General features: G+C 44.9%; 27 protein-coding genes and 1 pseudogene. 12 read left to right on the top strand and 16 right to left on the bottom strand.

Annotation, left to right across the window (positions count from 1 at the left end):
* Positions 1–139: 139 nt before the first annotated feature.
* Both ACJHX7_RS24210 and ACJHX7_RS24215 read right to left on the bottom strand, forming a co-directional pair.
* Positions 140–652, bottom strand: a complete 513-nt coding sequence (locus tag ACJHX7_RS24210; protein ID WP_001140953.1) for a hypothetical protein — start codon at positions 650–652, stop codon at positions 140–142.
* A 1-nt stretch (position 653) separates the two neighbouring features.
* Complete coding sequence (locus ACJHX7_RS24215; protein WP_000004209.1) at positions 654–1,454, bottom strand: hypothetical protein; 801 nt, start codon at positions 1,452–1,454, stop codon at positions 654–656.
* A 758-nt stretch (positions 1,455–2,212) separates the two neighbouring features.
* Between ACJHX7_RS24215 and mobI the strand changes: the two genes are divergently transcribed.
* The 8 genes from mobI to ACJHX7_RS24255 are packed head-to-tail and all read left to right on the top strand — an operon-like array spanning position 2,213 to position 12,355.
* Positions 2,213–2,698 carry a conjugative transfer protein MobI(A/C) gene (gene mobI, locus ACJHX7_RS24220; RefSeq protein WP_000071885.1) on the top strand — a complete coding sequence of 162 codons (486 nt, stop codon included), beginning with the start codon at positions 2,213–2,215 and terminating at the stop codon, positions 2,696–2,698.
* Positions 2,695–3,432 (top strand): hypothetical protein, encoded by a 738-nt coding sequence (locus tag ACJHX7_RS24225; protein ID WP_000128631.1) that lies wholly within the window; start codon positions 2,695–2,697, stop codon positions 3,430–3,432. Before mobI ends, ACJHX7_RS24225 begins: the two co-directional genes overlap by 4 nt.
* 9 nt (positions 3,433–3,441) lie before the next feature.
* The gene (gene mobH / locus ACJHX7_RS24230; RefSeq protein WP_001011151.1) at positions 3,442–6,588 is read left to right on the top strand and encodes a MobH family relaxase; all 3,147 of its coding nucleotides are present in this window, start codon (positions 3,442–3,444) and stop codon (positions 6,586–6,588) included.
* Positions 6,588–8,672, top strand: coding sequence for a conjugative transfer system coupling protein TraD (gene traD / locus ACJHX7_RS24235; protein ID WP_046788497.1), 2,085 nt, complete (start codon positions 6,588–6,590; stop codon positions 8,670–8,672). The genes mobH and traD overlap by 1 nt, the downstream gene beginning before the upstream one ends.
* Positions 8,672–9,781, top strand: coding sequence for a hypothetical protein (locus ACJHX7_RS24240; protein ID WP_046788496.1), 1,110 nt, complete (start codon positions 8,672–8,674; stop codon positions 9,779–9,781). The genes traD and ACJHX7_RS24240 overlap by 1 nt, the downstream gene beginning before the upstream one ends.
* Positions 9,768–10,430 carry a DUF4400 domain-containing protein gene (locus ACJHX7_RS24245; RefSeq protein WP_000718549.1) on the top strand — a complete coding sequence of 221 codons (663 nt, stop codon included), beginning with the start codon at positions 9,768–9,770 and terminating at the stop codon, positions 10,428–10,430. The genes ACJHX7_RS24240 and ACJHX7_RS24245 overlap by 14 nt, the downstream gene beginning before the upstream one ends.
* A gap of 10 nt (positions 10,431–10,440) precedes the next feature.
* Positions 10,441–11,622: a S49 family peptidase gene (locus tag ACJHX7_RS24250; RefSeq protein WP_000952983.1), complete on the top strand. Its 1,182-nt coding sequence runs from the start codon at positions 10,441–10,443 to the stop codon at positions 11,620–11,622.
* 1 nt (position 11,623) lies between these two features.
* Complete coding sequence (locus ACJHX7_RS24255; protein ID WP_410231718.1) at positions 11,624–12,355, top strand: nuclease-related domain-containing protein; 732 nt, start codon at positions 11,624–11,626, stop codon at positions 12,353–12,355.
* Between the two features lie 286 nt (positions 12,356–12,641).
* Here the strand turns inward: ACJHX7_RS24255 and ACJHX7_RS24260 are convergent, their stop codons facing one another.
* The 11 genes from ACJHX7_RS24260 to ACJHX7_RS24310 form a co-directional block, all read right to left on the bottom strand.
* On the bottom strand, positions 12,642–12,995 hold the full coding sequence (locus ACJHX7_RS24260) for a hypothetical protein (protein ID WP_000210769.1): 354 nt from the start codon (positions 12,993–12,995) through the stop codon (positions 12,642–12,644).
* Between the two features lie 65 nt (positions 12,996–13,060).
* The gene (locus tag ACJHX7_RS24265; protein ID WP_001032029.1) at positions 13,061–13,345 is read right to left on the bottom strand and encodes a hypothetical protein; all 285 of its coding nucleotides are present in this window, start codon (positions 13,343–13,345) and stop codon (positions 13,061–13,063) included.
* Between the two features lie 356 nt (positions 13,346–13,701).
* Entirely contained in the window at positions 13,702–14,004 is a 303-nt protein-coding gene (locus ACJHX7_RS24270; RefSeq protein ID WP_000442694.1) for a hypothetical protein, read from the bottom strand.
* 432 nt (positions 14,005–14,436) lie between these two features.
* Positions 14,437–14,805, bottom strand: coding sequence for a hypothetical protein (locus ACJHX7_RS24275; RefSeq protein WP_000537761.1), 369 nt, complete (start codon positions 14,803–14,805; stop codon positions 14,437–14,439).
* Positions 14,806–14,969: 164 nt separating this feature from the next.
* Positions 14,970–15,506 carry a hypothetical protein gene (locus tag ACJHX7_RS24280; RefSeq protein WP_000800252.1) on the bottom strand — a complete coding sequence of 179 codons (537 nt, stop codon included), beginning with the start codon at positions 15,504–15,506 and terminating at the stop codon, positions 14,970–14,972.
* Between the two features lie 67 nt (positions 15,507–15,573).
* The gene (locus ACJHX7_RS24285; RefSeq protein ID WP_000286107.1) at positions 15,574–16,011 is read right to left on the bottom strand and encodes a hypothetical protein; all 438 of its coding nucleotides are present in this window, start codon (positions 16,009–16,011) and stop codon (positions 15,574–15,576) included.
* Between the two features lie 44 nt (positions 16,012–16,055).
* Positions 16,056–16,352 (bottom strand): hypothetical protein, encoded by a 297-nt coding sequence (locus ACJHX7_RS24290; RefSeq protein WP_000744346.1) that lies wholly within the window; start codon positions 16,350–16,352, stop codon positions 16,056–16,058.
* Positions 16,353–16,472: 120 nt separating this feature from the next.
* Complete coding sequence (locus ACJHX7_RS24295) at positions 16,473–16,751, bottom strand: hypothetical protein (protein ID WP_000953953.1); 279 nt, start codon at positions 16,749–16,751, stop codon at positions 16,473–16,475.
* 184 nt (positions 16,752–16,935) lie between these two features.
* Entirely contained in the window at positions 16,936–17,217 is a 282-nt protein-coding gene (locus tag ACJHX7_RS24300) for a hypothetical protein (protein WP_000710431.1), read from the bottom strand.
* Between the two features lie 65 nt (positions 17,218–17,282).
* The gene (locus tag ACJHX7_RS24305; RefSeq protein WP_001272970.1) at positions 17,283–18,467 is read right to left on the bottom strand and encodes a hypothetical protein; all 1,185 of its coding nucleotides are present in this window, start codon (positions 18,465–18,467) and stop codon (positions 17,283–17,285) included.
* Positions 18,468–18,882: 415 nt separating this feature from the next.
* Entirely contained in the window at positions 18,883–19,059 is a 177-nt protein-coding gene (locus ACJHX7_RS24310) for a hypothetical protein (RefSeq protein WP_001371930.1), read from the bottom strand.
* A gap of 509 nt (positions 19,060–19,568) precedes the next feature.
* Here ACJHX7_RS24310 and ACJHX7_RS24315 point away from each other — a divergent pair.
* The 4 genes from ACJHX7_RS24315 (at position 19,569) to ACJHX7_RS24330 (ending at position 21,871) form a co-directional block, all read left to right on the top strand.
* Positions 19,569–20,513: a DUF5417 domain-containing protein gene (locus ACJHX7_RS24315; RefSeq protein ID WP_000778030.1), complete on the top strand. Its 945-nt coding sequence runs from the start codon at positions 19,569–19,571 to the stop codon at positions 20,511–20,513.
* 99 nt (positions 20,514–20,612) lie between these two features.
* Complete coding sequence (locus ACJHX7_RS24320) at positions 20,613–21,212, top strand: hypothetical protein (RefSeq protein WP_001031421.1); 600 nt, start codon at positions 20,613–20,615, stop codon at positions 21,210–21,212.
* A gap of 59 nt (positions 21,213–21,271) precedes the next feature.
* Positions 21,272–21,622: a hypothetical protein gene (locus ACJHX7_RS24325; RefSeq protein ID WP_000743060.1), complete on the top strand. Its 351-nt coding sequence runs from the start codon at positions 21,272–21,274 to the stop codon at positions 21,620–21,622.
* Between the two features lie 45 nt (positions 21,623–21,667).
* Entirely contained in the window at positions 21,668–21,871 is a 204-nt protein-coding gene (locus tag ACJHX7_RS24330) for a hypothetical protein (protein ID WP_001015182.1), read from the top strand.
* Between the two features lie 418 nt (positions 21,872–22,289).
* On the opposite strand, the gene ACJHX7_RS24335 is transcribed toward ACJHX7_RS24330, so the two are convergent.
* The 3 genes and pseudogenes from ACJHX7_RS24335 to ACJHX7_RS24345 form a co-directional block, all read right to left on the bottom strand.
* Positions 22,290–22,409: a type I toxin-antitoxin system Hok family toxin gene (locus tag ACJHX7_RS24335; protein WP_223165953.1), complete on the bottom strand. Its 120-nt coding sequence runs from the start codon at positions 22,407–22,409 to the stop codon at positions 22,290–22,292.
* Positions 22,357–22,467, bottom strand: a pseudogene (locus ACJHX7_RS24340) (DUF5431 family protein); the annotation flags it as partial. The pseudogene ACJHX7_RS24340 and the gene ACJHX7_RS24335, both read right to left, overlap by 53 nt.
* A 79-nt stretch (positions 22,468–22,546) precedes the next feature.
* Positions 22,547–22,619, bottom strand: a 73-nt coding sequence (locus ACJHX7_RS24345) for an IS3 family transposase (protein WP_213076888.1), incomplete at its 5' end; no start/stop codon positions are given.

Consider the following 22,619-nt stretch of genomic DNA (forward strand, 5'->3'; position numbering starts at 1 on the left):
AAATCAAATTATATCTTTACTTGTCAAGAGTTAATATTTAAGTTGTAACTAATATTTGATTGTAAAGCAAACAACAGAATTTGACTTAAGTCAATATTTAGATTCAGACAAGGCAAGTTTCGCGATATCTTTTTTAAATTTAATCTAATTCTTCTTGAGAATACCTCTCTATGGCTGAAGCAGTTGAAGATAATCTGCAACGTGGACAATAAGCATCATTTGTCACTGGCACAATGTATGGGCGTTTACATTTTTCGCAGGCACCTAGTTCTTCAATTTCTTTCATAGAAGTAAGGATTTCTATTATTTTATTAACTTCCGGTGCGCATACAAAGTATCCCAGATTATGAAGGACACTCATTATTCGGTTGAAGTCAATTTGCCGAAAACTCGCTTCCGGATTTATTGGATCAAAACCAAAATAGTTAACTGCGACATCAATAACAGCAGAAAAAGCTCGGCGGTTATCTGTGCGTTTGCTCCAGCCCCGGATACCTTTTTTGAGTTTTGTTTTTGCACCAGGCTCAAAATCGATATTTTCAGCAACATGATTACCGTACAAAATTCGTATTGTATTTTTATTTGCCCCAAGCGACATAGTCCTTGCTGCTCGCAATAGAGCATTAGCTTTTGTTTGATCGACCTTTGCCATATTAATAATCCTTTAACATAACTTTATTTGTTAAAGTGTTGAACACATCCTGACGGTGACTGGTGAACATAGTGTCATAACGTAATAGTTCCATCAAATCATCACTAACTTTTCCTAACCGGATGTCAGCAGACAATTCATAAGCCCAGGCAAAAACTTTCGTTTTAAGTGAAACACTCTCTTCAATATGCCCTTGTGAGAAAGCAATTGTACGTGGGAAAAGAACGACATCGTTAATTGTTTTTAACGATGAATAACCAATGTCTTTAATAGCATCAGCTGTAGTTGGTTTTAAACCAAAGAAAACACTTACAAACTCTGGTGCGAGCATTGAGATAAAGAACACCTGCATAAAGTAGTCATTCTGTATATCAACACATTTAGAACGCAACTCATGAATCTTCTTGGGATTATAGATATCCACTGTACCATTCAGAAAAGTCACTTTTTCACCGGCATCGTAAATACCATAGTCAATATCATTTGTATCATATTCACGAATTACATTGGAATCACCGTCCAAGACCGCAGAAAAAAACCTCTCCCATGTAATTTCCTTTCCGAGTGTACGCGGAACCAAAAAACTACCTGGACGTGTTTCCACTTCAAAAGCTAAATCAGCGGCTGTACTAAATCCTTTCCCAAATAGGCGACGCTGGAGAAGAGGAGTCCCAGTTTGATATGCAGAAGATCCATGCACAGGCAATAACATTAAAAATGCACGGTAACTACGAATAAGCGAAATCTCAGTGCGGAAAAGTTTACCGAGTAAGCTACGAGTTAAATTATCAGATTCTGACATGTGCTGATTGTCCTTGCGCCATTACAATTGTTCAAATCTTCAACATGGATTTTTTGTTAGGTGTTCGGTAGGGTGAAAAGTAACTTTTAGTATTTTCTTAAGGCTTGAATAAGCCTTAAATCTATCCCTTCAACCACACCGCTTACTTGTAACACTTTTTAACCAAACTGACCAGAATTTTATCAAAATTTCTTCGCATGCTAACGAAATGTGAAGCGATTAAAAAAAAACCTAAATCCAGCCCCTCCCAACGTTGGATTAGAATAACGACGTCTTTCACTGACCGTCATAAACTGACATTTTTACTTTTCATCAACCTCATGCTTACATAGGATCACTAAACAAAGAAAAGTGACCCTATGAATACCTCACATAGGGTCACTTATGTTTGAAAAGTGACCCTATGTAATGTCGTCATAGGGTCACTTTTTATAAAAGTGTCACTATGGACAAAGTTCCATAGGGTCATTTTTTTTGGAAAAGTGGCACTAGATATATGTATAACTTTAATAGAGCAATGCACATTATCAAAAGCAATAATCCACAATGGTCATTCCCTCAAAAGTAACTTTAGAGGGTAGCGATGGAAGTGAGGCTAAACTCGCTGTTACTGTTTCTGAAGGCCCCTCCCGAATGGGGGAAACAGCGAGTGCATTACATCTGTTCAATTCCCTCATCAAAGAGCATTCAAAAATCTTCTGTTCGTGAAAAAAAACGGAAATTTCCTCCGGTATAGTAATTTCACATCAGGAGGCGTCATGAGTAATTCGAATCTTATAAGTTCTATAGAGCTAACACGTAAAAATTTACGTGCTCAGATTGAAGGTTTGCGTGTTGAGGCTGAAGATCTCATTACAAAATACTGGATCAAGTGGAAGGAACGAAACCACCAAGAGATTAACCTTACCCGACATAGCAAAGTTCCAAAGAGGGAGTATCTGGGTTCTTACGCACCAAAAGTTGAGCTAATTGGTAATGCCAGAAAAGTAACGATCACTTGGCATCAGTTCAGCCCTTATAAAACAAGAGCGCCTAGTCACATGTCAAAACGGGTGCAACCAATGAAAAGTGGAAAATATTCTAAGAACTGTTTTGTAAACCATGCCAGCTGGGAATACGAAATGATTTCTGAAACGGAAGCATTGCTGGAGCCTTACAGAGAAATGCTTGAGCTCTATCATTCAGCATATATCGAACTTGGACGAAAAATCCGTCAATACTCAAAAACTAAGGTGGCACAATGACCGACGCAATTATCACGGACAATGAGCGTATTAACATTGAACCAAAAGATGTAATGGTAAAAGGTTCAAATAAAAAGCAAGGCGTAAACGCTCAAACTTCTACTCAACGTAGACCAGAGCACCAGGGTATGGCCAAAGTTATTATTAACCCCGGCACCCCAGATTTTAACCGGTTTTTAACTGCCAGAAATGGAGCAGTCATCAGAGGTTTTGATGATGTGAGTATCGCTATTTCCTCTCTCTTTAAAACGGTTGATGCAGTTAAACATCCTGACCTTGTTCAGGCTATTCAGGATTGGTTCAACGAGCTGCATGAAGAAAACAATAAGATGAAAGAAAATCTTGTTGCTTATATTAAGTCAATTGAGTTCGACAAGAATGACTCATTCATGTCATCAACTCAGTTTGTACCTTTCAGTTTTGAACCAGTACAACTCAACTTCAATAACCACAACACCATGAGGTTTTACAAGTACATCTTCGAGATGAACCAGCTCATGAACACAATGTATGAGTACAACTCATTGGGTTTACTGGCTGTAAGCGACTATCCGGTTATGTCTCACAACATTATAAAGAGTATTAATTTATATGTTGAGAATGTGAAAAAGACTCTGAATGTTTCTCGCCGTAAGGATGGGCCATACAGTCCAGCAGAGTTCATCACCAAAGTAATGCAATATAAAAGTGTGCAGGCATACATTGCAGCCGAACTGTCAGGCAAACGTCGATAAGGTATGATGATGAATTTCAGGGCGCTGTATTTATGTATTAAACGGATTTTGGGGATATTCTCATCTCAGGAGAATGATGCAACCTCTGTAATGATTGAGGATATATCAAGCCTCTCTCCTTTTGCGCAGATTCTAGGAGATCAGAAGTACACTGTTCCTGATCATCCAAATCCAGAAGTCCTGAAATTCATCGAGTATCCAACTCGTCCGACGGGCATACAGACATTTAATGAACAGTCAATCCTGTCTCTGTATCGGGAAAAGCTGCACTCAATTTCAATGATGTTAGCTATCAGCGATAGCGACATCAGGGACGATGCATATACATTTACTAATTTAGTATTAAAGCCCTTGGTTGAATATGTTCGCTGGATACATCTTTTGCCAGCTTCCGAAAATCATCATCATAATGGTATTGGTGGGTTACTTTCTCACAGCCTGGAAGTGGCCATACTCTCTTTAAAAAATGCGCATCACTCAGAACTGAGACCAATCGGATATCAAGATGAAGAAGTAGTCCGTAGAAAAGTATATCTCTATGCTGCGTTTATCTGTGGTTTAGTCCATGATGCCGGAAAGGTTTACGATCTCGATATTGTAAGCCTGAATTTAGCTAGTCCGATCATTTGGACGCCAAGCTCACAAAGTCTTCTTGACTGGGCACGTGAAAATGACGTGGTTGAATACGAAATCCACTGGCGAAAGCGTATTCATAATCAACATAATATCTGGTCCAGCGTTTTCCTTGAGCGAATCCTAAACCCGGTATGTCTTGCATTTTTGGATCGGGTAAATAAAGAACGTGTTTATTCAAAAATGATCACCGCCCTAAACGTTTATACTGATGGGAATGACTTTTTGTCTAAATGCGTGAGGACCGCTGATTTCTATTCTACTGGTACAGACCTTAATGTTTTACGTGACCCTATCATGGGTCTGCGTTCTAATGATGCAGCAGCAAGGGCCATTAGTACCATCAAGCACAACTTTACCAGTATCAATATCAACAATTACAATGCTAAGCCTATGCACATCATTATCGTAAATGGTGAGGTATACCTTAACGAGAACGCATTCCTTGATTTTGTTCTCAATGATTTCGAATTACATAAATATAACTTTCCTCAGGGAGAGGCTGGTAAGACGGTATTGGTAGAATCCCTAGTTCAACGTGGTTACGTCGAGCCCTATGATGATGAGCGTGTCGTTCACTACTTCATTCCGGGTATCTATTCGGAAAACGAAATATCAAACATCTTTAGAAATGGGATAGGGAAACTAGAATTCTATAACCTTCTTAAGCTAAGGTGGATTGGTTTAATCTTTGATTCCTATAAAATCCCTGACTCAGTGCCGGGTCTTTTTAGCGTTAATGCCAATAAAGACTTTATTTACATTGACGAGCAAAAAACAGTTACTGAATACAGAAGACCAGTGCCCGGTCGGGACGCTATAACTAAAATTACTGATACTGTTGAGACGGCTGTTCTTAAGGTTAATGATTTAGGCCGCTCCACTGCCTCTATTGATGTTGATATACATTCTAAGAAAAATGAAGGCTCATCCGACGATTTTGAGAAGAAAGCCGAAAGTGATAATGAAATTGATAATGACACGCAGATAGTTAAATCTGAGGGTGAGGAAGCAGCTGATCCTGTCATTCCTGATATAGAAGAAAGTGAAGATGAATCGGCAAAGGACACGGAATCCCATGTCCTGGTCAACCAACTTCATGAACTCCTTTTAAGCGCTCCACTTTCCAATGACTATATAGTGTGTGTAGATGCTGTCCCCTACCTCAACATAGATGCCACTATGGCATTGCTGCCGGGATTAGATGAAAAAGCATTTAGTGAAGAGCCCTATTTCCAACTGACATTCAGAGAAGGCTCTCTCGATGGAATGTGGATAGTAAGGGACATTGACGATCTGCGTTTAGTCCAGCTCGGCGATAACTGCGCCGGGTTCCAGCTCACCTATCATGAGCCAAGAAGGCCAACAACTTTAAAGTCACTTTTCAATACTTCTATGTATCAGGCATTAGTGATTAATGATGAGTCTTCTGTTGAAAACTCTGCCCCACGTCCAAAGCAAACGCTTGAGCTGCCTCCCCCACGTGTAAATGCAGTCGAAGAACATTCTGGCGACGTGGAATATCATGGAACCGATAGTGCATCCGCGACTGGTCCGCTGAAAACTGAGGCTGTGGAATATGAACATTATCAACATCTTTTTGAGGAAGAAGATGAAGAGCATGAGATCATTGATTATACCGATTTCACACAGCTTAGTGTTTCTCGGCCAGAAGTCGGTAGTTGTGCAACAAGCTCTTCGGTCCATAATGAAAAGCTTCTCCCCGAGCCGTCAGAATTACCAGAACTTAACCGAGAACAGAACGCTGATCCCCAGGGTACGATTGAACGCTCTATGGATGTTTCTGTAGGACAAGAAAACTCAGAACCAGATACTGAGGGTAACTGCCCACCACCAGCTGAAGTTGTGTATTCCCAGACCGAAGCAGCCGCAACCAGTGTGATGGCAAGTGAAGAGCCCGCCTTACCTCCTGTACTTGAAGAATCAAATGGAGAGCATGCGCCCACAGACGCTAAGGGGCATCATCTTTCGCCAGCACTGGCCAGACTGTTCGCCCCAACAGCACCGGTAGAAAAACAAAATCCCAAGCGCAACCGGAATAAATCATCGGACAAAGCAGAAGTACAAAAACCAGCATCACCTGTTTCTGGTCACAATCTGAACAGTAAAGTCTTTGCAACTACTGAATCAGACCAAAATGGTGAATTCTCGCTTATAAGCGAAGGTGACGTTACAGAGCTTGAATTTGTAGAAATTGCGTCAGTACTGCATCAAATTCTGTCCAAAATGGAGGTGGCGTTTAAAAGAAAGCGCAAAAACAGATTTATGGTAAGTACTCCTAATACTCTCTATCTGACCCAATCTTGCGTGGAAAAATTTGGGTCGCAGTTAGAGGCTCAAGATCTTTTCAATAAGCTTCCTCAGTACCTCGTTAATTCTGGTGCTGTGATCAATACAAAATGCCATGCATTTAACATGCCTACTTTGCTGGCCGCATCAGACCGGGCGAAAGTGGACATTGAACGAATTATCAATAACCTGAAAGAGGCTGGGAACCTATAATGTCAGATTCGAAGAGGACTAACCTCCATGCACAAGAGAATTTTTATCGGCCTATTCTTGAGTATCGTAGTGCCTCAATACTTTTGATTTGTTCGGTTTCTATGCTTTATATGGGACTTTCTTCAGACGGACTGGACATCGCCCCAATAGTTCTGTTCACCTCAATATTGCTTTTTTTGCTGTGCCTTTATCGTTGCAAAACAGCAGCGCCATTCTTGATGGCTCATTGGCGTGTATTCAAGCGACATTTCATGTTCGTTAGTCTTGATTCACTGCGTGTAATTAACAAAAGTAACTTTTTCTCCAATGAGCGAAAGTATCGTCAACTGGTTCAGGATTATCAAAATAAAAATAAGGATATACCCGAGCGAAAGTCCTATTTTTGTGATGGGTTTGAGTGGGGCCCGGAACATGCGGATCGGGCATATCAAATAGCTAACCTCTCCAGTGATAAACGTGAGATCGAGTTGCCATTCGTCTTCAACCCAATTAAGAGACATTTTGACGCAATGGCTCGTAAGATGGGCGGCAGCAATGCAATTTTTGCTGTGGAACGTAGGGAACCCATATTTGTAACTGAAGACAATTGGTTTGGTCATACTCTGATAACCGGAAACGTGGGTACCGGGAAAACGGTGCTACAGCGTTTACTAAGCATTAGCATGCTTCATCTTGGTCATGTTGTTGTTGTCATAGATCCAAAGAACGATGCAGAGTGGCGAGAATCTCTAATGGAAGAGGCTAAGACCCTCGGTCTTCCTTTCTATAAATTTCATCCTGGCCAGCCAGCATCTTCGGTCTGTATTGATGTCTGCAACACCTATACTAATGTTTCTGACCTAACATCTCGTCTTTTGAGCTTGGTGACAGTTCCCGGTGAGGTTAACCCATTCGTTCAGTATGCCAAGGCTCTCGTTTCCAATGTGATTTCCGGGCTTTCTTACATAGAGAAAAAGCCTTCTATTTATCTGATTCACAAGAACATGAAAAGCCACATGTCTATTGTGAATCTTACAGTCAAGGTAATGGAGTCATGTTACGCGAGATATTATGGTTACGATGTCTGGACCGAAAAAGTTAAGTACGTCGCTAACGAAACCTTGCCGGTACGTTTCAAGCGTCTCGCTGAATGGTTTACGGCTCATTTCATGAATTACGAGGGGTCCGAACAAATAGACTGGTTAGATACTGTTTCCCAGCTTATTGATTACTCAATGTCCGACCCAGAGCATATGGCTAAAATGACCGCAGGTATTATGCCTGTTTTCGATATGCTCATTGAAAAACCTTTAAATGAGCTTTTATCTCCTAACCCGAACTCAGTATCATCAAGAGAAATTGTAACAAGCGAAGGGATGTTCAGCACTGGCGGGGTGCTATACATTTCGCTTGATGGCCTTTCAAACCCCGATACAGCAGCTGCTATTTCTCAATTAATAATGTCAGATCTGACCTCCTGTGCCGGTAGTCGCTACAACGCTCAGGATGGTGATATGTCAGCTAATTCCAGGATAAGTATTTTTGTTGATGAGGCACACTCAGCCATTAACAACCCTATGATTAACCTTCTGGCGCAGGGTCGTGCAGCGAAAATTGCACTGTTTATTTGCACCCAAACCATCTCCGACTTTATTGCTGCGGCAAGTGTTGAAACTGCCAATCGAATTACGGGGCTCTGCAACAATTATATAAGCTTGCGAGTCAACGATACTCCTACTCAGACGCTTGTTGTAGAGAACTTTGGTAAGAGTGCGATAAGCACAAATATGGTCACTTATACGACCGGTTCAGAAACATCTTTGCCGCATAATAACTTCTCAGGTTCAATCTCAGAAAGAAAGCAGACAACTTTAGAAGAGAGTATTCCAAAGGATCTCTTGGGTCAGGTCCCTATGTTTCACATAGTTGCCAGGCTTCAAGATGGCAGGAAGGTTGTAGGCCAAATCCCTATTGCTGTTGCTGAGAAACAAATGAAGCCAAACACAACTCTGTCGGAAATGCTTTTCAAGAAGGCCGGAAAAGTTACTTTGCGTCAAAATCTCGATATCAAAAATCTTAATAAATTTCTAAGGAAGTTTCATTGATGGATGAAAAAATTGTCCTGACGCGCCAGCAAATTTTAAGCTCTGCACTAAAAGTCAGCAAATGTCGCTCGCTCGTAAAAAGGCGCTTTCAGTCTTTGGGTTTAAAGTACGCAGATTCTCAGGAAGTTCGAGATCGGCTAACTAAGATAGAAAAAAACGCGTTTCATCATTTGGGAAAATTTTGTCAGAGCAACGATATCGATTCCCTATTCTCCATGGCAAATACCCTGTCTGAGCTTTTCCTTTTAAAGGGAGAGTTGATCACGACTGATCCCTTTGGGGACCGTGAAACCAGCTACTGGTCGGTACCACAAGGTTCATGCCATGAATGGATTCAATCGCTGACCACCAGCGAAGGTCCTGAACGTAAATTCGTTAGTTTCCGTATTTCTTTCGATAACAATGACGAACGGTGTGATCTTGTAAAGAAGAATGCCCGTATGCTTGGTTGTTATCTTTTGCCTTATTTCGTCGATTTGACACGCACGGTGGGCGCATTCATTAATTTGCCAGGTAGTGTCTCTTTTAAACAAGTACAGCGCATCAAACCCCAGATTCATCCAGAAACAACACATAGTCATATAGTTACTATTGAGGACTCTCCCTTTCTTTCTCGGTTAAAATTTAAAATCATTACTGCCATAGATCGGCTTCCTGACCCTAATGGCCTTTATACAAACACCTTTAACAGCATTATTGACCGTGCACTGCTGACTCATCTCAAAACCGAACAGGAAAAAATAGATAGTCCAAGAGTCTGCAAAAATGTGATTTCGGCTTTTGCCGACTCAACTCTTTCTCTGCCGGTGTTTAACATCGGCCTAAACGAGCAGTACAGATACTGGACGCCGTGGGGCATCAACTTTATAGAATTTTCCCGCCAGGCCGCAAAAGTAAGGACCGCTGTATTTGTTCCTGATGTGGGACAGATCGAGTGGAAAAGCGCAGAGCATAAAGAACTGGCGGAGTTAAGCCTCATCGACCAAATCATACCTAAACAGTACCACTGGCTCCTGGGTATCCCGACGATGTGGCGTAACAACTATTGCAATCACGATCAGAGGCTAGCTCTTTTTCGTGAATGGAGGGAAAGCAATGGCTGCGGATAATACAAGCAGAGCAGCAGTGCTCAGAACAATGCTTTTTTTTGGCATGGTCATTTATTTTGGTTACAGCCTGGCTTTCCAGAATACTGAGGAGCTCAAATATCAGATTACTCAGGAGGTTAATGCAAGCCGGTCCATCATATCAAATGACCGTTGGAAGTCTGTTATTGCAAATAGTGAAGCGACTTTAAATTGGTTGGTACATGACTATAAGTTAATTGACTATCTGAATACTATTCTGATCCCTGACACCAAAAAACCAGCCAGAGGTATTAACATTGTTGCTGAAAAATTTACCTCTATTAATTACACTATGGCCAAAAACATACCCCTCTTACTTTATCAGTCCATTTTCCGGTGGAACTTAATCCTGGGGTGGCTAATCGTTTTTCTGCCCTATCTATTTGCCATGCTAGCAGATGGAATGTACCAGTGGAAATTGAAGAGGTACGTATTTGGTAAGGTTACAGTTCAGTTTTATCGTATTTGGTTTCGAGCATTTTGGGTGATCAGTGCTTTAACGATGGTCTACCTGGTCATGCCGAATATGTCACTATTTAACAATATCGCTCAACTTTTCCCACCAGTCGCTTTATTGATACTGGGAATTGCATTGAATCGCTTGTGGTCTAACTTTCAAAAACTCATGTAAAGGTGGTCAGATGTTAAGCAGTAAAAAAAGGAAGTCCCCTACAAATATCAAAGAATCGCTCAATGATAACGCTGACCGTTTTTATAAGATGTTTCGCATTCATACCACGGCAAAAGTTGCTATGTCGCTAATTGCCATGACCGCTGTAGGGTTTTCTTTCTACAATCTTTACGAACAATGGCAGGACGCTGAAGGGAAGAAAGACCATATAGCTGTAATACGGATTTCTGGCGAGATGGGTACCGGCTCGGAAACGGGCGATGGAACAGTGATCGCAACAGCTCTTGCCAAAGCTTACAATAATCCCCATGCCAAAGCAGTTATTATCGAGGCAGAGTCAGGTGGTGGTGGTCCCTCTGACGCCATCATTATTTACCGCCAGATAAACGCGCTTAAAAACCACCAGCCACAGATTGAACGCGTATCAGATGCCGGTTGCTCTCTTTCATCTGTAGCCGCTGACAAGAGTAACAAAACCGGGAGCACAGAACGTGGCGATGAAGCACGGTCGAAGCAAAACTCCCTCGAAGTACTCTCCAGCGGTACCGGTCGTTTTTTCTCTGATATCGCAGACTCATATAAACCAATCATCGTTAGTGTGAAAGGCATATGCGCATCCGCATGCTATTACGCGGTATCGCCCGCTGATGCAATTTATGCCGACAGTAATGCCCTGATCGGTTCTATCGGTGTGCGTATGGACCACTGGAATCTGTCAGAGATCATGAGCACAGTAGGCGTCAAGAATGAGCCCCTTACGGCCGGTGAGTTCAAAGATGCTCTTGACCCCTTCCACCCATTGTCCGATTCAACGAGGGAGTTCATGCAGAAGGAGATCCTGAACACGATGCATGAAAAATTTATAACTGATGTTGAACTTGGACGGGGTAAAAAGCTTCTCTCGCGTCATGATGCCGATGCTGTTTCTCTCTATTCAGGCCGTGTATGGCCAACACCTCAGGCAGTTAAGTACGGCCTGGTGGATGGAGATCTTACGTCAGTAGAGATCCGTACACGTCTTTCAAAAATGTACTCCACTGACACGTTCAAAAACTACAATGAGCCTCATCGTAATCTCCGTTCTGCACTCGGCATGCTGATGAGCCTGTCTTCAAATATTGAGAGCCTTACCGGTACCACTACCCGCTTGGTAGAATCTGTTAATGCCACCAGCTACCCCTCTGTGAGGTAACATGGATGCTTTCAATCTGCTGTGGAGCATTACGGGGGTAGCTTTCATTATCCTTATTTTCGTCGTGTTGCTGTGTCTGTTGGGTTTTATGACCTCTGCCATAGCGGAACGGCGGACTGCAAAGGCAATTGAATCTGGGCTTCCTGAAGAAGCTCAGGGGCTACTTAGTGATCTCACCTTTCAGTTGTCGGCTCATAGCACTACTCAGGTTGATCACATTCTCGTAGCCCCACATGGTATATACGTCATAGAGCAGAAAAACTACGTAGGCAAGCTCTACGGTACTCTGGAGGAAAGCCACTGGCGGAAATGGACTCAGTCCCGAACCCTCAAGTTGCAGAACCCGTTTAAGCAAAACCAGGGGCACATCAGGGCTATTCAGTCTGCTCTTAAGGCTAGAGAACTGGAATGTATCAATGTCGTCATCATAAACGGACGTTGTAAGTTTGATAGCATCAAGCCGGAATGGTTATGTATGGGGATGGACGATTTTATCCATAAAGTCAAACAACGACGAGGGCTACGGTTGTTCACACCGGAGTCTGTTCAGCACATCTGTTCGGTGTTGAAGTCAACAAGGAAGTCGCCAGGGCTCTATACGGACCTTACTCATATTCACAACATAACGACAAAGTACAAAGCCCCGATGAAATTCGAGCAACGAGTAACATACATTCTGCTCAACTTTATCCATTATCTGTGGGCAAGTCTGTTCACTAAGCAGAAGCCTTAGCGCTCTATCATTGGTAAGGCTGTAAAATGTCTGCAAAAGGCCCCATCGGTAAATTGTTGGGGCTTTTTCTTTGCGTAGTTCTGATACGGTTTATCCTGTGGAGCATTATGGCCACCAGCCAGCTGGTGACTGGCCAACGCTTTGTATGACGTAGCCTACTCAGGGCAGGCTATTTTAGAGGGACCGATTTTTATCCGGGCTAATTTAGAAAGAGATAATTTGAACTTAGGCGGGCTGACCACCAGCAGAGAGGTAAATCACTAGCCGGTGATATTGACAGAAGTCGTCAGGGGTTTAACGCCGGAATATTTTGCCAGGCCTCCTGCAAGGTCTGCAAGACTTCTACAAGTGATAGTGACGGCCACAGGACTGTTTCCGTCATTATCACTCCAGGTGGCTCGCACTCTACTGGTACCAGAATTAAAACAACACGAGTTCCTTTTACCTGGTAGGCAAGGTTTACTGCCGGTTGGCGGTAGGAGGCCAGTACACCCTCACCATATTGAGCAGGGTTACTTGCCCAGTTCCGCACCATTGCATACACCTGAGGCATATACCGACTATCCAGATCCCCTTTGGGCCGTCTGAACGGCACGATTTCTTCTGAGCGGTAGGTGGTCGTTGTTGTATTGGTTGTCATCTTTGTCACCTCCCCTGTTCGTCCATTTAGAGTTTTAAGCTGCTTTACACATCACACTCAACTGATTATTTAAGCTGGTCATCGTCTCTGGCCAGCATAGCCCAACCATTCGACTGGTTTTCGCGGGAGTAAGGATTCATTTCAAAATAACTATCTACCGCGTCGCTGTCCGCAACAGAACTGTTGTTAGCTCTCTTTGAACCCTGAACCACTACAGCATCAACCTCTGCGGCTTTCCCGTTGCGCTGTACCAGGATTTTAACCGTCTTGGGCTTACGTCTTGCGAGCAGTTTGTTGGCGATAAAAAGCACAACAATCCAGGCCAAAAGCACGTATAAAAATTTATTCATAATGCCCTCCTTTGTATGTGATTATTATACCTGCTTCCATTGCAGGCCAAACAGGTTCGGTGTATGAAAAATAGACTTCTCTCCGGCGTATAGCAATCTACTTACTGATCTGTTTTCGTATCAAACTGTATGGCATAACCGAGGGGCGTACGTGGTGAGTCAGAAAGTTACTTTTCCGTAATAGTTAATTTCAGATCCTTCTTCCAGTTACGCTTCAGTATAAAACCGATACCCTCTAATTCAGCATCCTTCACGTTTAATACGCTTCACTTTAAGGCAGGGCTTTTCGGTTGATATGAATTCTTTTTCCGGTTGCTGGACATGGGTTTCATCCTGATAGTTAAAATTGCAGGCTATCAGTCACCACCACCACCTCCTCCTCCTCCTCCTCCACCGCCACCATCACAACCACCAGCTATGCTATTTTCACCATTACAATCACCTCCGAGGGGGTTCAAATGGCTGCTCCCCTGTAGATGGTGTCCTTGCCAGATCGAACCCGAACCAGCGCCTCCTGAGCGTCTTTGCTTGCCCTGAGGCAATTGTGCAGGCTCACCAGCACCGGCGGTCCCAAAAATGTCCCGGGCAATTTTATAAAGAAGGTAAAAAGGTACGCCCAGCATCATAAAAAAGATTACTGAAAATATTACACGTTCCATTGATGATCTCCTGTCTTGTGAGAGACCAGTTATATCAGGGTGATTCAGTATTTCCGTTTAGAAAAGAGTACTAATTTGGCCCTGTTCGATCTTAATTTGCCATCCGGGAAAAAGTCATAGGGATAGGCCTGCCAGAGTCAATAACTTCCAGTGATCTGGAGGAGACCCCGGCTCTCTGAGCCCTCATGGATGGTACGGCTTTACCCCCTGTAAACAGATTCACGTTCCGCAGGACAAACATCGACTACTGACGTCTCATATTTGCTGACGCTAATCCGACGTCTCATTGCCGTCTGCTTGTTTTCTTTAAAGGGTGTATTAGACGAATATCAAATCGGAATGGTAGGGGATGTGTGGGCACCATGCCCGGCCCTCTTTGAGCATCTGAGAGATTGGAGACCTAGCCGGGTAAGATAGCTACTTTCTTACGGGTTACCCTTCAAATCCAAAGACGAAACGGACGCTGCCGTTCTCCACGTGGAGACGCTTTACTTCTTCGACAAATTCCTGGATCACCTCTCCGGCGTTATCGGGTGGTATGGCTGACAAAATTTCTTCCGAAGTCAGCCATGAGTATGAATGTTCACCGAATAAATCATCATCTTCGGACGGTATATCATCAGGTAATCCGCGTAATGCGTGGATAAAAACTGCTGATGTGCTCGCCCTTTCACGATCTACATCAAATCCGAGCCAGGCAAAGTGGAGATATGATCGGTCCCCTTTATAATTGCTTGATAAATTAATCCATTTACCAGGCTTTTCTTCCCTTTGAAATCGCCAGCAGATATCAACGCCCATTAAGAAACTCCATTACTATCGTTCGTATGAGATAACTATCATTTCAGAATACTATGACTTCTTCCCGTATAGAACTAATCGCTCACGCCAACTGGGCGAAGCCAACCGGTTCCGCCACTTCGCTCATTGGTTTTTAGGCGTAAGCACTGAAGCCAGTCTCCATGCTAACTGGCGAGCCTGCGAAAGTCAGACTCGTTGTTATAAAGCGGCATATCGTAAGCGGTGTCTGAAATGAACATGCGGATCTGCTCAAGCGTCATGCCACAATGAAAACGGTTTACGCTCACATTGGCCCGGGGGAAGTCAGCACAAAACGCATTCAAAACATTTTCATGGACAATGCCAATGTTGATCAACGCAGCTGGCCCGTTGTCACGGAAGGATACGACACGGAATCCCCCATACCAGCCTGAATGGGAGAAAAATGAAAATGCGCCGGATGCCAGACCATTAGACAGGTCATAGCGCAATTTCCCGCACAGAGACTGGCTGTCTTTGCTGTACACGCGATTAATGAAAATACCGGGACCAACTTCTACCGGCTGCTTGTTGCTTGCTAAACACGGAAAGCCCACCAGCGAAACCTCCCTTTCTCCTGACCAGTTTACCTGATACCCGGCAGTGAGAAAGTCCGTCAGTTCTACGCCAGAAAGAGCATTAATGGCCGCGATATCGGTAGTCAAAATATTTACGTTTTTCATATTCATCTCATCTTTATTCTAAAGTGCGTTTTTTGTCTATCAGCCCGAGGATTGAAAATTTGAATATTTAATGTGACAGATAAATACCTGTCACTTTTTCAAAAACAGCCTGTAATTGAATATCGAGAGAGTTCATTTTAAAATCCACCAGCTCAGCTTTATTATCGCAAACCAAATAAAAATAGGAGTCAAATGCGTCTGTATCTTCATCTTTAAAAATACGGAAGGAATTAATTTTATCATGCCCTTCAAATTCGGCATGAATACCATAGCGAACCGAGCCGTCATCGAACTGAACAACCCGTCGTACAGAATTAATCCGGACGTACTGTTTTAAGGCCCTCGCGAAATCGGCATTTAACGCCAACGCTCGTAAGATTGAATCAGCGGTTTCATTCTGCTTTTTACGATCGTATTCAAATATCCCACAGCCGGTGTTACGAAAGACCGGCTGAAGAGCATTAACCAGGTTGAAGGAATCCACGTTTCTGTCGTTTCTGTACATGAGATATCTCCTGCCCCTCCGCTATACGAAGGGGCTTGATAGGGTTACTGCCAGGCTGCGATCACTTCTTCGCACTGGAAATGAGATAAGCACTGCTGGAGTAGAAGAGCCAGCACCGCTGTGTTAGGGACGCGATTGTTACACCACGCGTTGAAAAGCAGCTGCCATGGACCGGCATAATACCCGGCCAGTTTCTTTTTTTGTTTAGCTGTACGGCAGCGGGAAATGGCCTGCTGATAAAGGCTTTCATTCTCATCACCAGCCCGTTTTTGCAGAGTGCGATAAATATACGAATAAAGACTGTCAGAACAGTTTGAAGCGTACGCCAGTTGTTTTTTCATAATACCTCCTGTTTAGAAGTATTATATGTAAACAGCCTCAGCGGCTAATAACCCGTAGCAATATAATTTGCATTTTTTCTATTTCTGAAGACGCTTTTTAAATTAATATTTACTGAGTTATCACAACTTATTATTCTTCCCGTCTGCTGTTTTATTAATCCCCCAGTTAGTAATCACGCCAAGTCGGCGCAATTTTTCACGTTGTTCATAAATAAAAAAATCGCCAAGGCAGTCTTTTAAAACTTCACTATCCTGATATTTTATTTTTTGAAGCATCCTCGCAACTATGGCGCGTTTCAGGAATATGGCTGCATCAGACTCAAGCATTTGTGAGGACTGTCTGACGGTCTCCTGCATGTCGACGATACTGCTGAGCTTTCGTCTGACCACGCTTAGCATAGTGTCCGGGAACCGCTTAGCGGCTGAATGTAACCCGCAACAACGTTACGCATTGTTTTACTCACTGCAATTTTCCATTTAAGTCTGTTTGTTCCACCAGCTGCTAACATCAGCGTTATTCATCCTGAGGTTTCGCCCGCGATTGACAGATCAGAGGCAGCATGGATGAAATTGCCAGAGTAGATCACTGCATACGCGAATAGTGGTTTGTATTCAGTTCTGCGTTTGCCTGCTTTTCCAGTGCTGTCATAACCCGGCGGAGCATCGCCAGAGCCTGAACAGGCGAGCTCCCAAACTGCACTTTCACTTCAGCCGTATCATGATCCTGAATCAGGTCGAGTATATTCACTTCGATCCCTGCCCCGTTTTCATCTTTTGCCGTGCACTGAATACTTACCCGGGTCACCGAATCCGTCAGGACTGGCAGTGGGTTAGTTTTGTCTACGTTGATAACAGCCTTCTTCATTGCCCTGTTTCCCCTTGTCCTGAAAAAGTTACCGACCCGTCCGGATGGAGGGGTCGGTCAGAAAATCATGACTGTCCCTTGTTCATCTTATCAGCATGCTTACGCAGGTACTCTTTCAGGTCAGCATGAGCGTTGATGATATCGTTCATTTCATCATTGGTCAGAACAAGCGTGTAAGTATCAGTACTGACAGATTCACCTTCTTTAAGCTTGGCTTCTTCAGCAATACGTTCAAAAATCGGGATCGCGGTGTCTGCAATGACGGTCACAGTCTTTTTGTTCAGAACGCTGGACATGGAAGGTGCTTTACCTGCCGGGTTCTGTTTAGGAGCGCTGTCCTTTGGAGCTGGAGCCGGTTCCTGTACCGGTGGCGTATCCAGCGTCTCCGTATTGCTTTCATCGTTCAGTTGATCCGGTACCGGGGTGTTATCGGTAGTATCATCTGCCGGTTGCTCAGCACCGATGTTTTCCGGAGTCTGCGGATCTGCCATGCGCTCTTCTACCTTGGCAGCTTTGACGAATTTCAGCGTGTTTTTCGTCGCCTTGCCATAGATGGAGATCGCTTTGTTGATGTTATCTACCGCATCCTCACCGCTGTACATATACTCGTCCAGTGCAACGTACATGCTCACCTGATCGCTCACAAGCATGGTCTGTAGTTCAGAAGGCAGGTCCAGTACGCGAACCATCTGGCGAAGATGCTGCTCTGATTTACCACGTTTTTTTGCCAGTTCCGCAAAGGTCTTAGGCTCTTCTTTATCTTCAACCAGACGCTTAATTGAAAGCGCTTCAGCTACGACAGACAGCGCCAGGTTGGAGTTGCCGGTCAGGGTGAAGAGTTCTGCTTTTGAAGCGCTACCGCGAAACTCTTCGCAGCGAATACGAGTAATGCGTTCACGCCCTTCTGCTTCCAGCTGGCGGTTTGCAATAGCGATGGAACGGATACGGCAAGCCCCCTGACGCAGTACAGGTACGCCATTAACCATCTGAACAACGATAGGCGTCACGCTGAACGGGTCTTCCATGTAGGCATCGGCCAGGCTGTTCAGGTGTTCCACAACGTGAGGCATTGAATAGTAGAGCTCGCCCATACCGGCCGTGCGGGTGTTAAAGCCTTCCTGCTCTACAACAACCGAAGGGTCAATGATAAGGCCGTTGCCTTTACGGGCACCGTTACCAGTGCGTTCCAGGTAACCACGAAGGCTGATTTCGTTGCTGTTGTTTTTTACTTCAGTTTCGATTGCGGACATTTTTGTTCTCTTTTTTGGTTGGTTGTTTAACTGCGCTACAACACAACAATACCAGGTTCGACATTTTTCCTAATAGGTTGCGGAGAAGAAAAAGTAACTTTTTTTAAAAATTTTCCTGAGGCAATACTACTCGATCCGTCCGTTTTAAATCTTCACAACAGTGGGCCGTTTTTACGTTTAAGCAAAATAACTGGTTCAGAAGGTGACTCAGAGAGAAAAGTTACTTTTCCGGTTGTCTGGGCCAGTGATGGGAGAGTGGCAGGACAGGAATGGCTAAACCGGTGCGGGTCTCTTGTAAGTCGCAGGGGATTCAGGAGATATAGAGGTAAACTGGTACGTTCAGTTTTTGGATTGAGCCGGGCTTTTGGCCCGGGCTTAAGGAAGCAGAAATTTGAACGAACTGGCAGGTAATGCTTTATGCCGCCGACAGCTGGCCGTCAGTGCTTTGCTGTTCTGGTTTGACAGTTGGGGGATAACCGGCAGTTAGCCGCTGGCATTCCGCATCACAGAAAGCCCTGAGGTTGCTGAAGACGGACTCCATGAAATCAGCATGAGCATACGAGTCTACAGGACGTGTCTTGTTATCTTTCATCTTGTTCTCCTCAATCATTATTAAAACCAGCGGATTTAGTTTCTGGCGCTCCATCTGCTGACCGGCTTTCCCAGAGAGCAGCGATGTGTCGGGTTCTTTTTCTCATTTTATCGTTTTCATCGGGCCCATCCGGGCGTATAAGAGACCGATTTGGCATGTTTAGGAAACGTACTGGCGTAATTAAAAGCTGAGGTTGGATTTGGAATAAAAGGATGCTTTTCCCGTTTGTCGGGTCTTTCGCCACCGCTGCACGATGATTCTGTCAGGCATTCTGCGCCCTCCCAGGCTGCACATCTGGAAACAAGCGTTGGGATGTTCCCTTCCCCTGCTCACCGTAGAAAGATCGGCAAGTCCCGACGGTCGTTCCGTACGAGCCGGGTCCAAATAATGAATAAATAAAACGCCGCTTCAATTGTATTGACAATAGAAGTCAGGAGGATCATAGTGTCATTCATGGTGCGGCTTTCGCACCACCGCCCCGGCGGTACCGGGCAGAACTGGAGTACCTCATGAAACTTTCCCGTCAGACGACTTCTGATACTTCTGTTGATGGCCGTTCACGCGCATATGCCTGGGGCCGTGTCCATTATTTCATTATCGAACATGCACCAATGGCTGAGCTGGTCGCTATTGACGAGCTGCTGGAAAAAGCTGGCTGGAGCAATGACGGCTGTCCGAACTATGAGAAAGATGACGAGTTTGGTAATGCTGGTTACAGCTGTGGTTACTGGATCGATATTGACAGCGTGGGAAGCTTCAAGGCTGACTACAAACGTCTTAAGGGGGAGATTAGTGCGCATATCGCCTCAAAGGCGGCAGAGGTGGAGATCCGCGTACTGGACTCGATGTCCGACAAAGAATGTAAAGATGTTGCCTCGGTGGCATCTACTGTTCGCCGTGACTTACGTACGCAGTCCGAATCGCTTCATTCACTGCGTACAATCGTAACGGTTGATCATTACAATCCCTATGTGACCACCAGCCGCCCGCTGAGCATTTCCGCCTGGACACTTATCCACGACTGTCTGAAAACAGGCACCATCAATGACGTCTGTTCACGGTTGAGTTCATTAATCCTGCACTCTGAAGCCGCGATTGCCCGTTGTAAGGGAAGCTCCGACTACTCTTCGGAACACGCTCAGCTATCGTTTTTTGCTGGTAACGACTATGTCACCAGACGCACCCTTGTTGATGCAGCTCACGAAGAGGCTCTGCGAATGAACCGCCGCTTTGATGAACGCATTGCAATGAACGCGGATTCTGATGCCAGAAGGCTCCAGTGCGAATTCAACCTTAGCAACCATGTCGTACAGCGTAGGACCGTTGAATCTGCTCATATCCAGGCACTCAATGAAGACGTCACCCGTTCACAGGCGGAACCACGCTGCCCTGGAAAGCTTCTTCTGAATATGACCAGTCATGAGGAAGTGCGGGACTCACTGAGCGCCTGTTAGTCCAGCGACACCCCCTGCGGCTCTACTACCGGGCCGCAGTCTGCTCCTGCCCAGATGGTGCCAGTGGTGTAATGAATTTGTTTAATAAGGCTAAGTATGATGAATAAAGAACAACTAATCGACAAACTGGAACGCGTGGTATGTGGTCAGTACTCCTACGAAATGCAGGAGCTTGCGTATTCGGCCCTCTGCTGCATTAAAGGCACCCCGGACGACTGCGCTAAGTTCCCTGTTACGCGTCCGCTGCCTGACACCTTAGTGGACGTATGGGACGAAATCGGGCAATACCTTGGCACAGGCAAAGCCATTGAAACTCGCAGTTGCGGCGTTTCGCTTCTGCTTCATGGACACTGCTACGATTCAAATCATGTGCTTTACTGGCGCAATGCTGGCGCACTTCCAGCAGCTTGCGATACGCCACTGGCTGGTGGGTCTCGCAAACTGTTCACCTGCTCAGCCTGTGGAGTGGACGGTCTGGATGAACCACCTGAAACCAGTTGCCACTGCTGCACAGAGGGGGCCCACTGGGTTGAGAGCAGGCTCTTCACCTCCGGGCAGGCAGACCCTGAAGAATTTAGACCCGTGGCGGTCGTGAAAGAGTGTGCAGGCTCAACGCCGGATGATCGGCTCATCTGGAGTGTGATTGAACAGCTCAACGGCGAACTGGCGGAAGGCGATAAACTATTTAAGCGACGCTGACAGATCACGGCAGCATTTATAACAGACGAACTCCAGAATAATTTAAAGCAACCATGAACATGAAAAAGCCCAAAGCTGCATTACAGAATGCCATGAAAGAAGATGTGCCAGCTGTGACACAGATTCAGATGCGATCTACGGTTTCCAGAAAGGTTCGCTATGTAAAACAGGCAAATCGAGAGGGTCTGAAATTATCTGAGTGGATGTCGCGGCATCTCGACGCTGTCTGTGATACCGCAGATGAGATTCATAAAGGCAAACGCTCAACTCCGGTTGCGCCTGGGAAGATTCCCCCAGAGGTATACCAGGTGATATACGATCAGTGCGGCGGGTTCGTGGAGTGTGATGCTAATGCCCAGGTTATCTGGGAAGCCTGCCGTAATGCCATTCTTAACGGAGACAAAGGGTAAACGGCAGGTATCGCCTGTCATTTTACCCTTGTGAGGACAATACTGATGAACCATGAGAGCCGAACTGTATACCTGAACACGGCCATTGAGGCCCTGCTGAAAGCTGAGGCGGCTCTGAACGATCTGGCATTAGCCTATGAGCTTAAACCTGATGAAAAGGCAAGCGCATGCCATCCCAGAACCGGCACACTTTCCACTGCGTCCCAGGTAAAAAAACTCCGCCGTGTCCTTGAGAAGCAGAAGGTATGAAGGGCTGCATCAGCCAGGCCCGGATATAAATACATGCTCTGCCAGGTGAGTACCACTGCCCGGTAGCCGAATGATAAGTTTTGATTTCACGGTTGCAATTTCTCCCTCTGGCATCACTGCTCCACGATGCACCCCGATCAGCTTAGCGTCTGAAAATGAAGATGCACCGGACCTGCATGAAGCGGAACGGTGCCCAGCTGAGTGTTTGTGGGCACAATGAACCGCAATTTCATGATGGGAATGAAAGATGGCTGGTGGCCCGCTGATATGAACGCTTACCCTGCATAACGTTACTAACCACAATCTTTTCACTAAAAGAAAAAAGGGTTCCTCCGCTTTAGAGGAACCCTTTCAAAAGGTGCCGATGGCATACTAATCCACACCCTGAAAAGAGGGGGGTTGCCCCCCTCTTTGTCAGCTACTTACCGGATTCGTAGGCCAGGATAGCAAATACCTCCCTTGTTCCGTCTTTCATCCGCAACTCGCAAAGCGAGTTTCGTGTGAGCCAGGTGAATATCAACAGCGTTAAACAAACTATTAATATGCACAAAACAATGGGTTGGTTCGGCATTTTCATGGCCTTCTTCTCCTTGCATTTAAGCAGGCAAGAGGCTACGCTGTGTGTGACTAGCATACAGGGGCCTCGGGTTGTACTGACCCCAGAAAGTTGGACAGTTAAACACGAGGCATATAGGTCTGATTCCGATATTCAATTGGAGTCAGACCTTTTAATTTCAGGCTAATTCTT

Source organism: Escherichia sp. WS1451 (assembly GCF_046487365.1).
GTDB classification, from domain to species: Bacteria; Pseudomonadota; Gammaproteobacteria; order Enterobacterales; family Enterobacteriaceae; genus Escherichia; species Escherichia coli.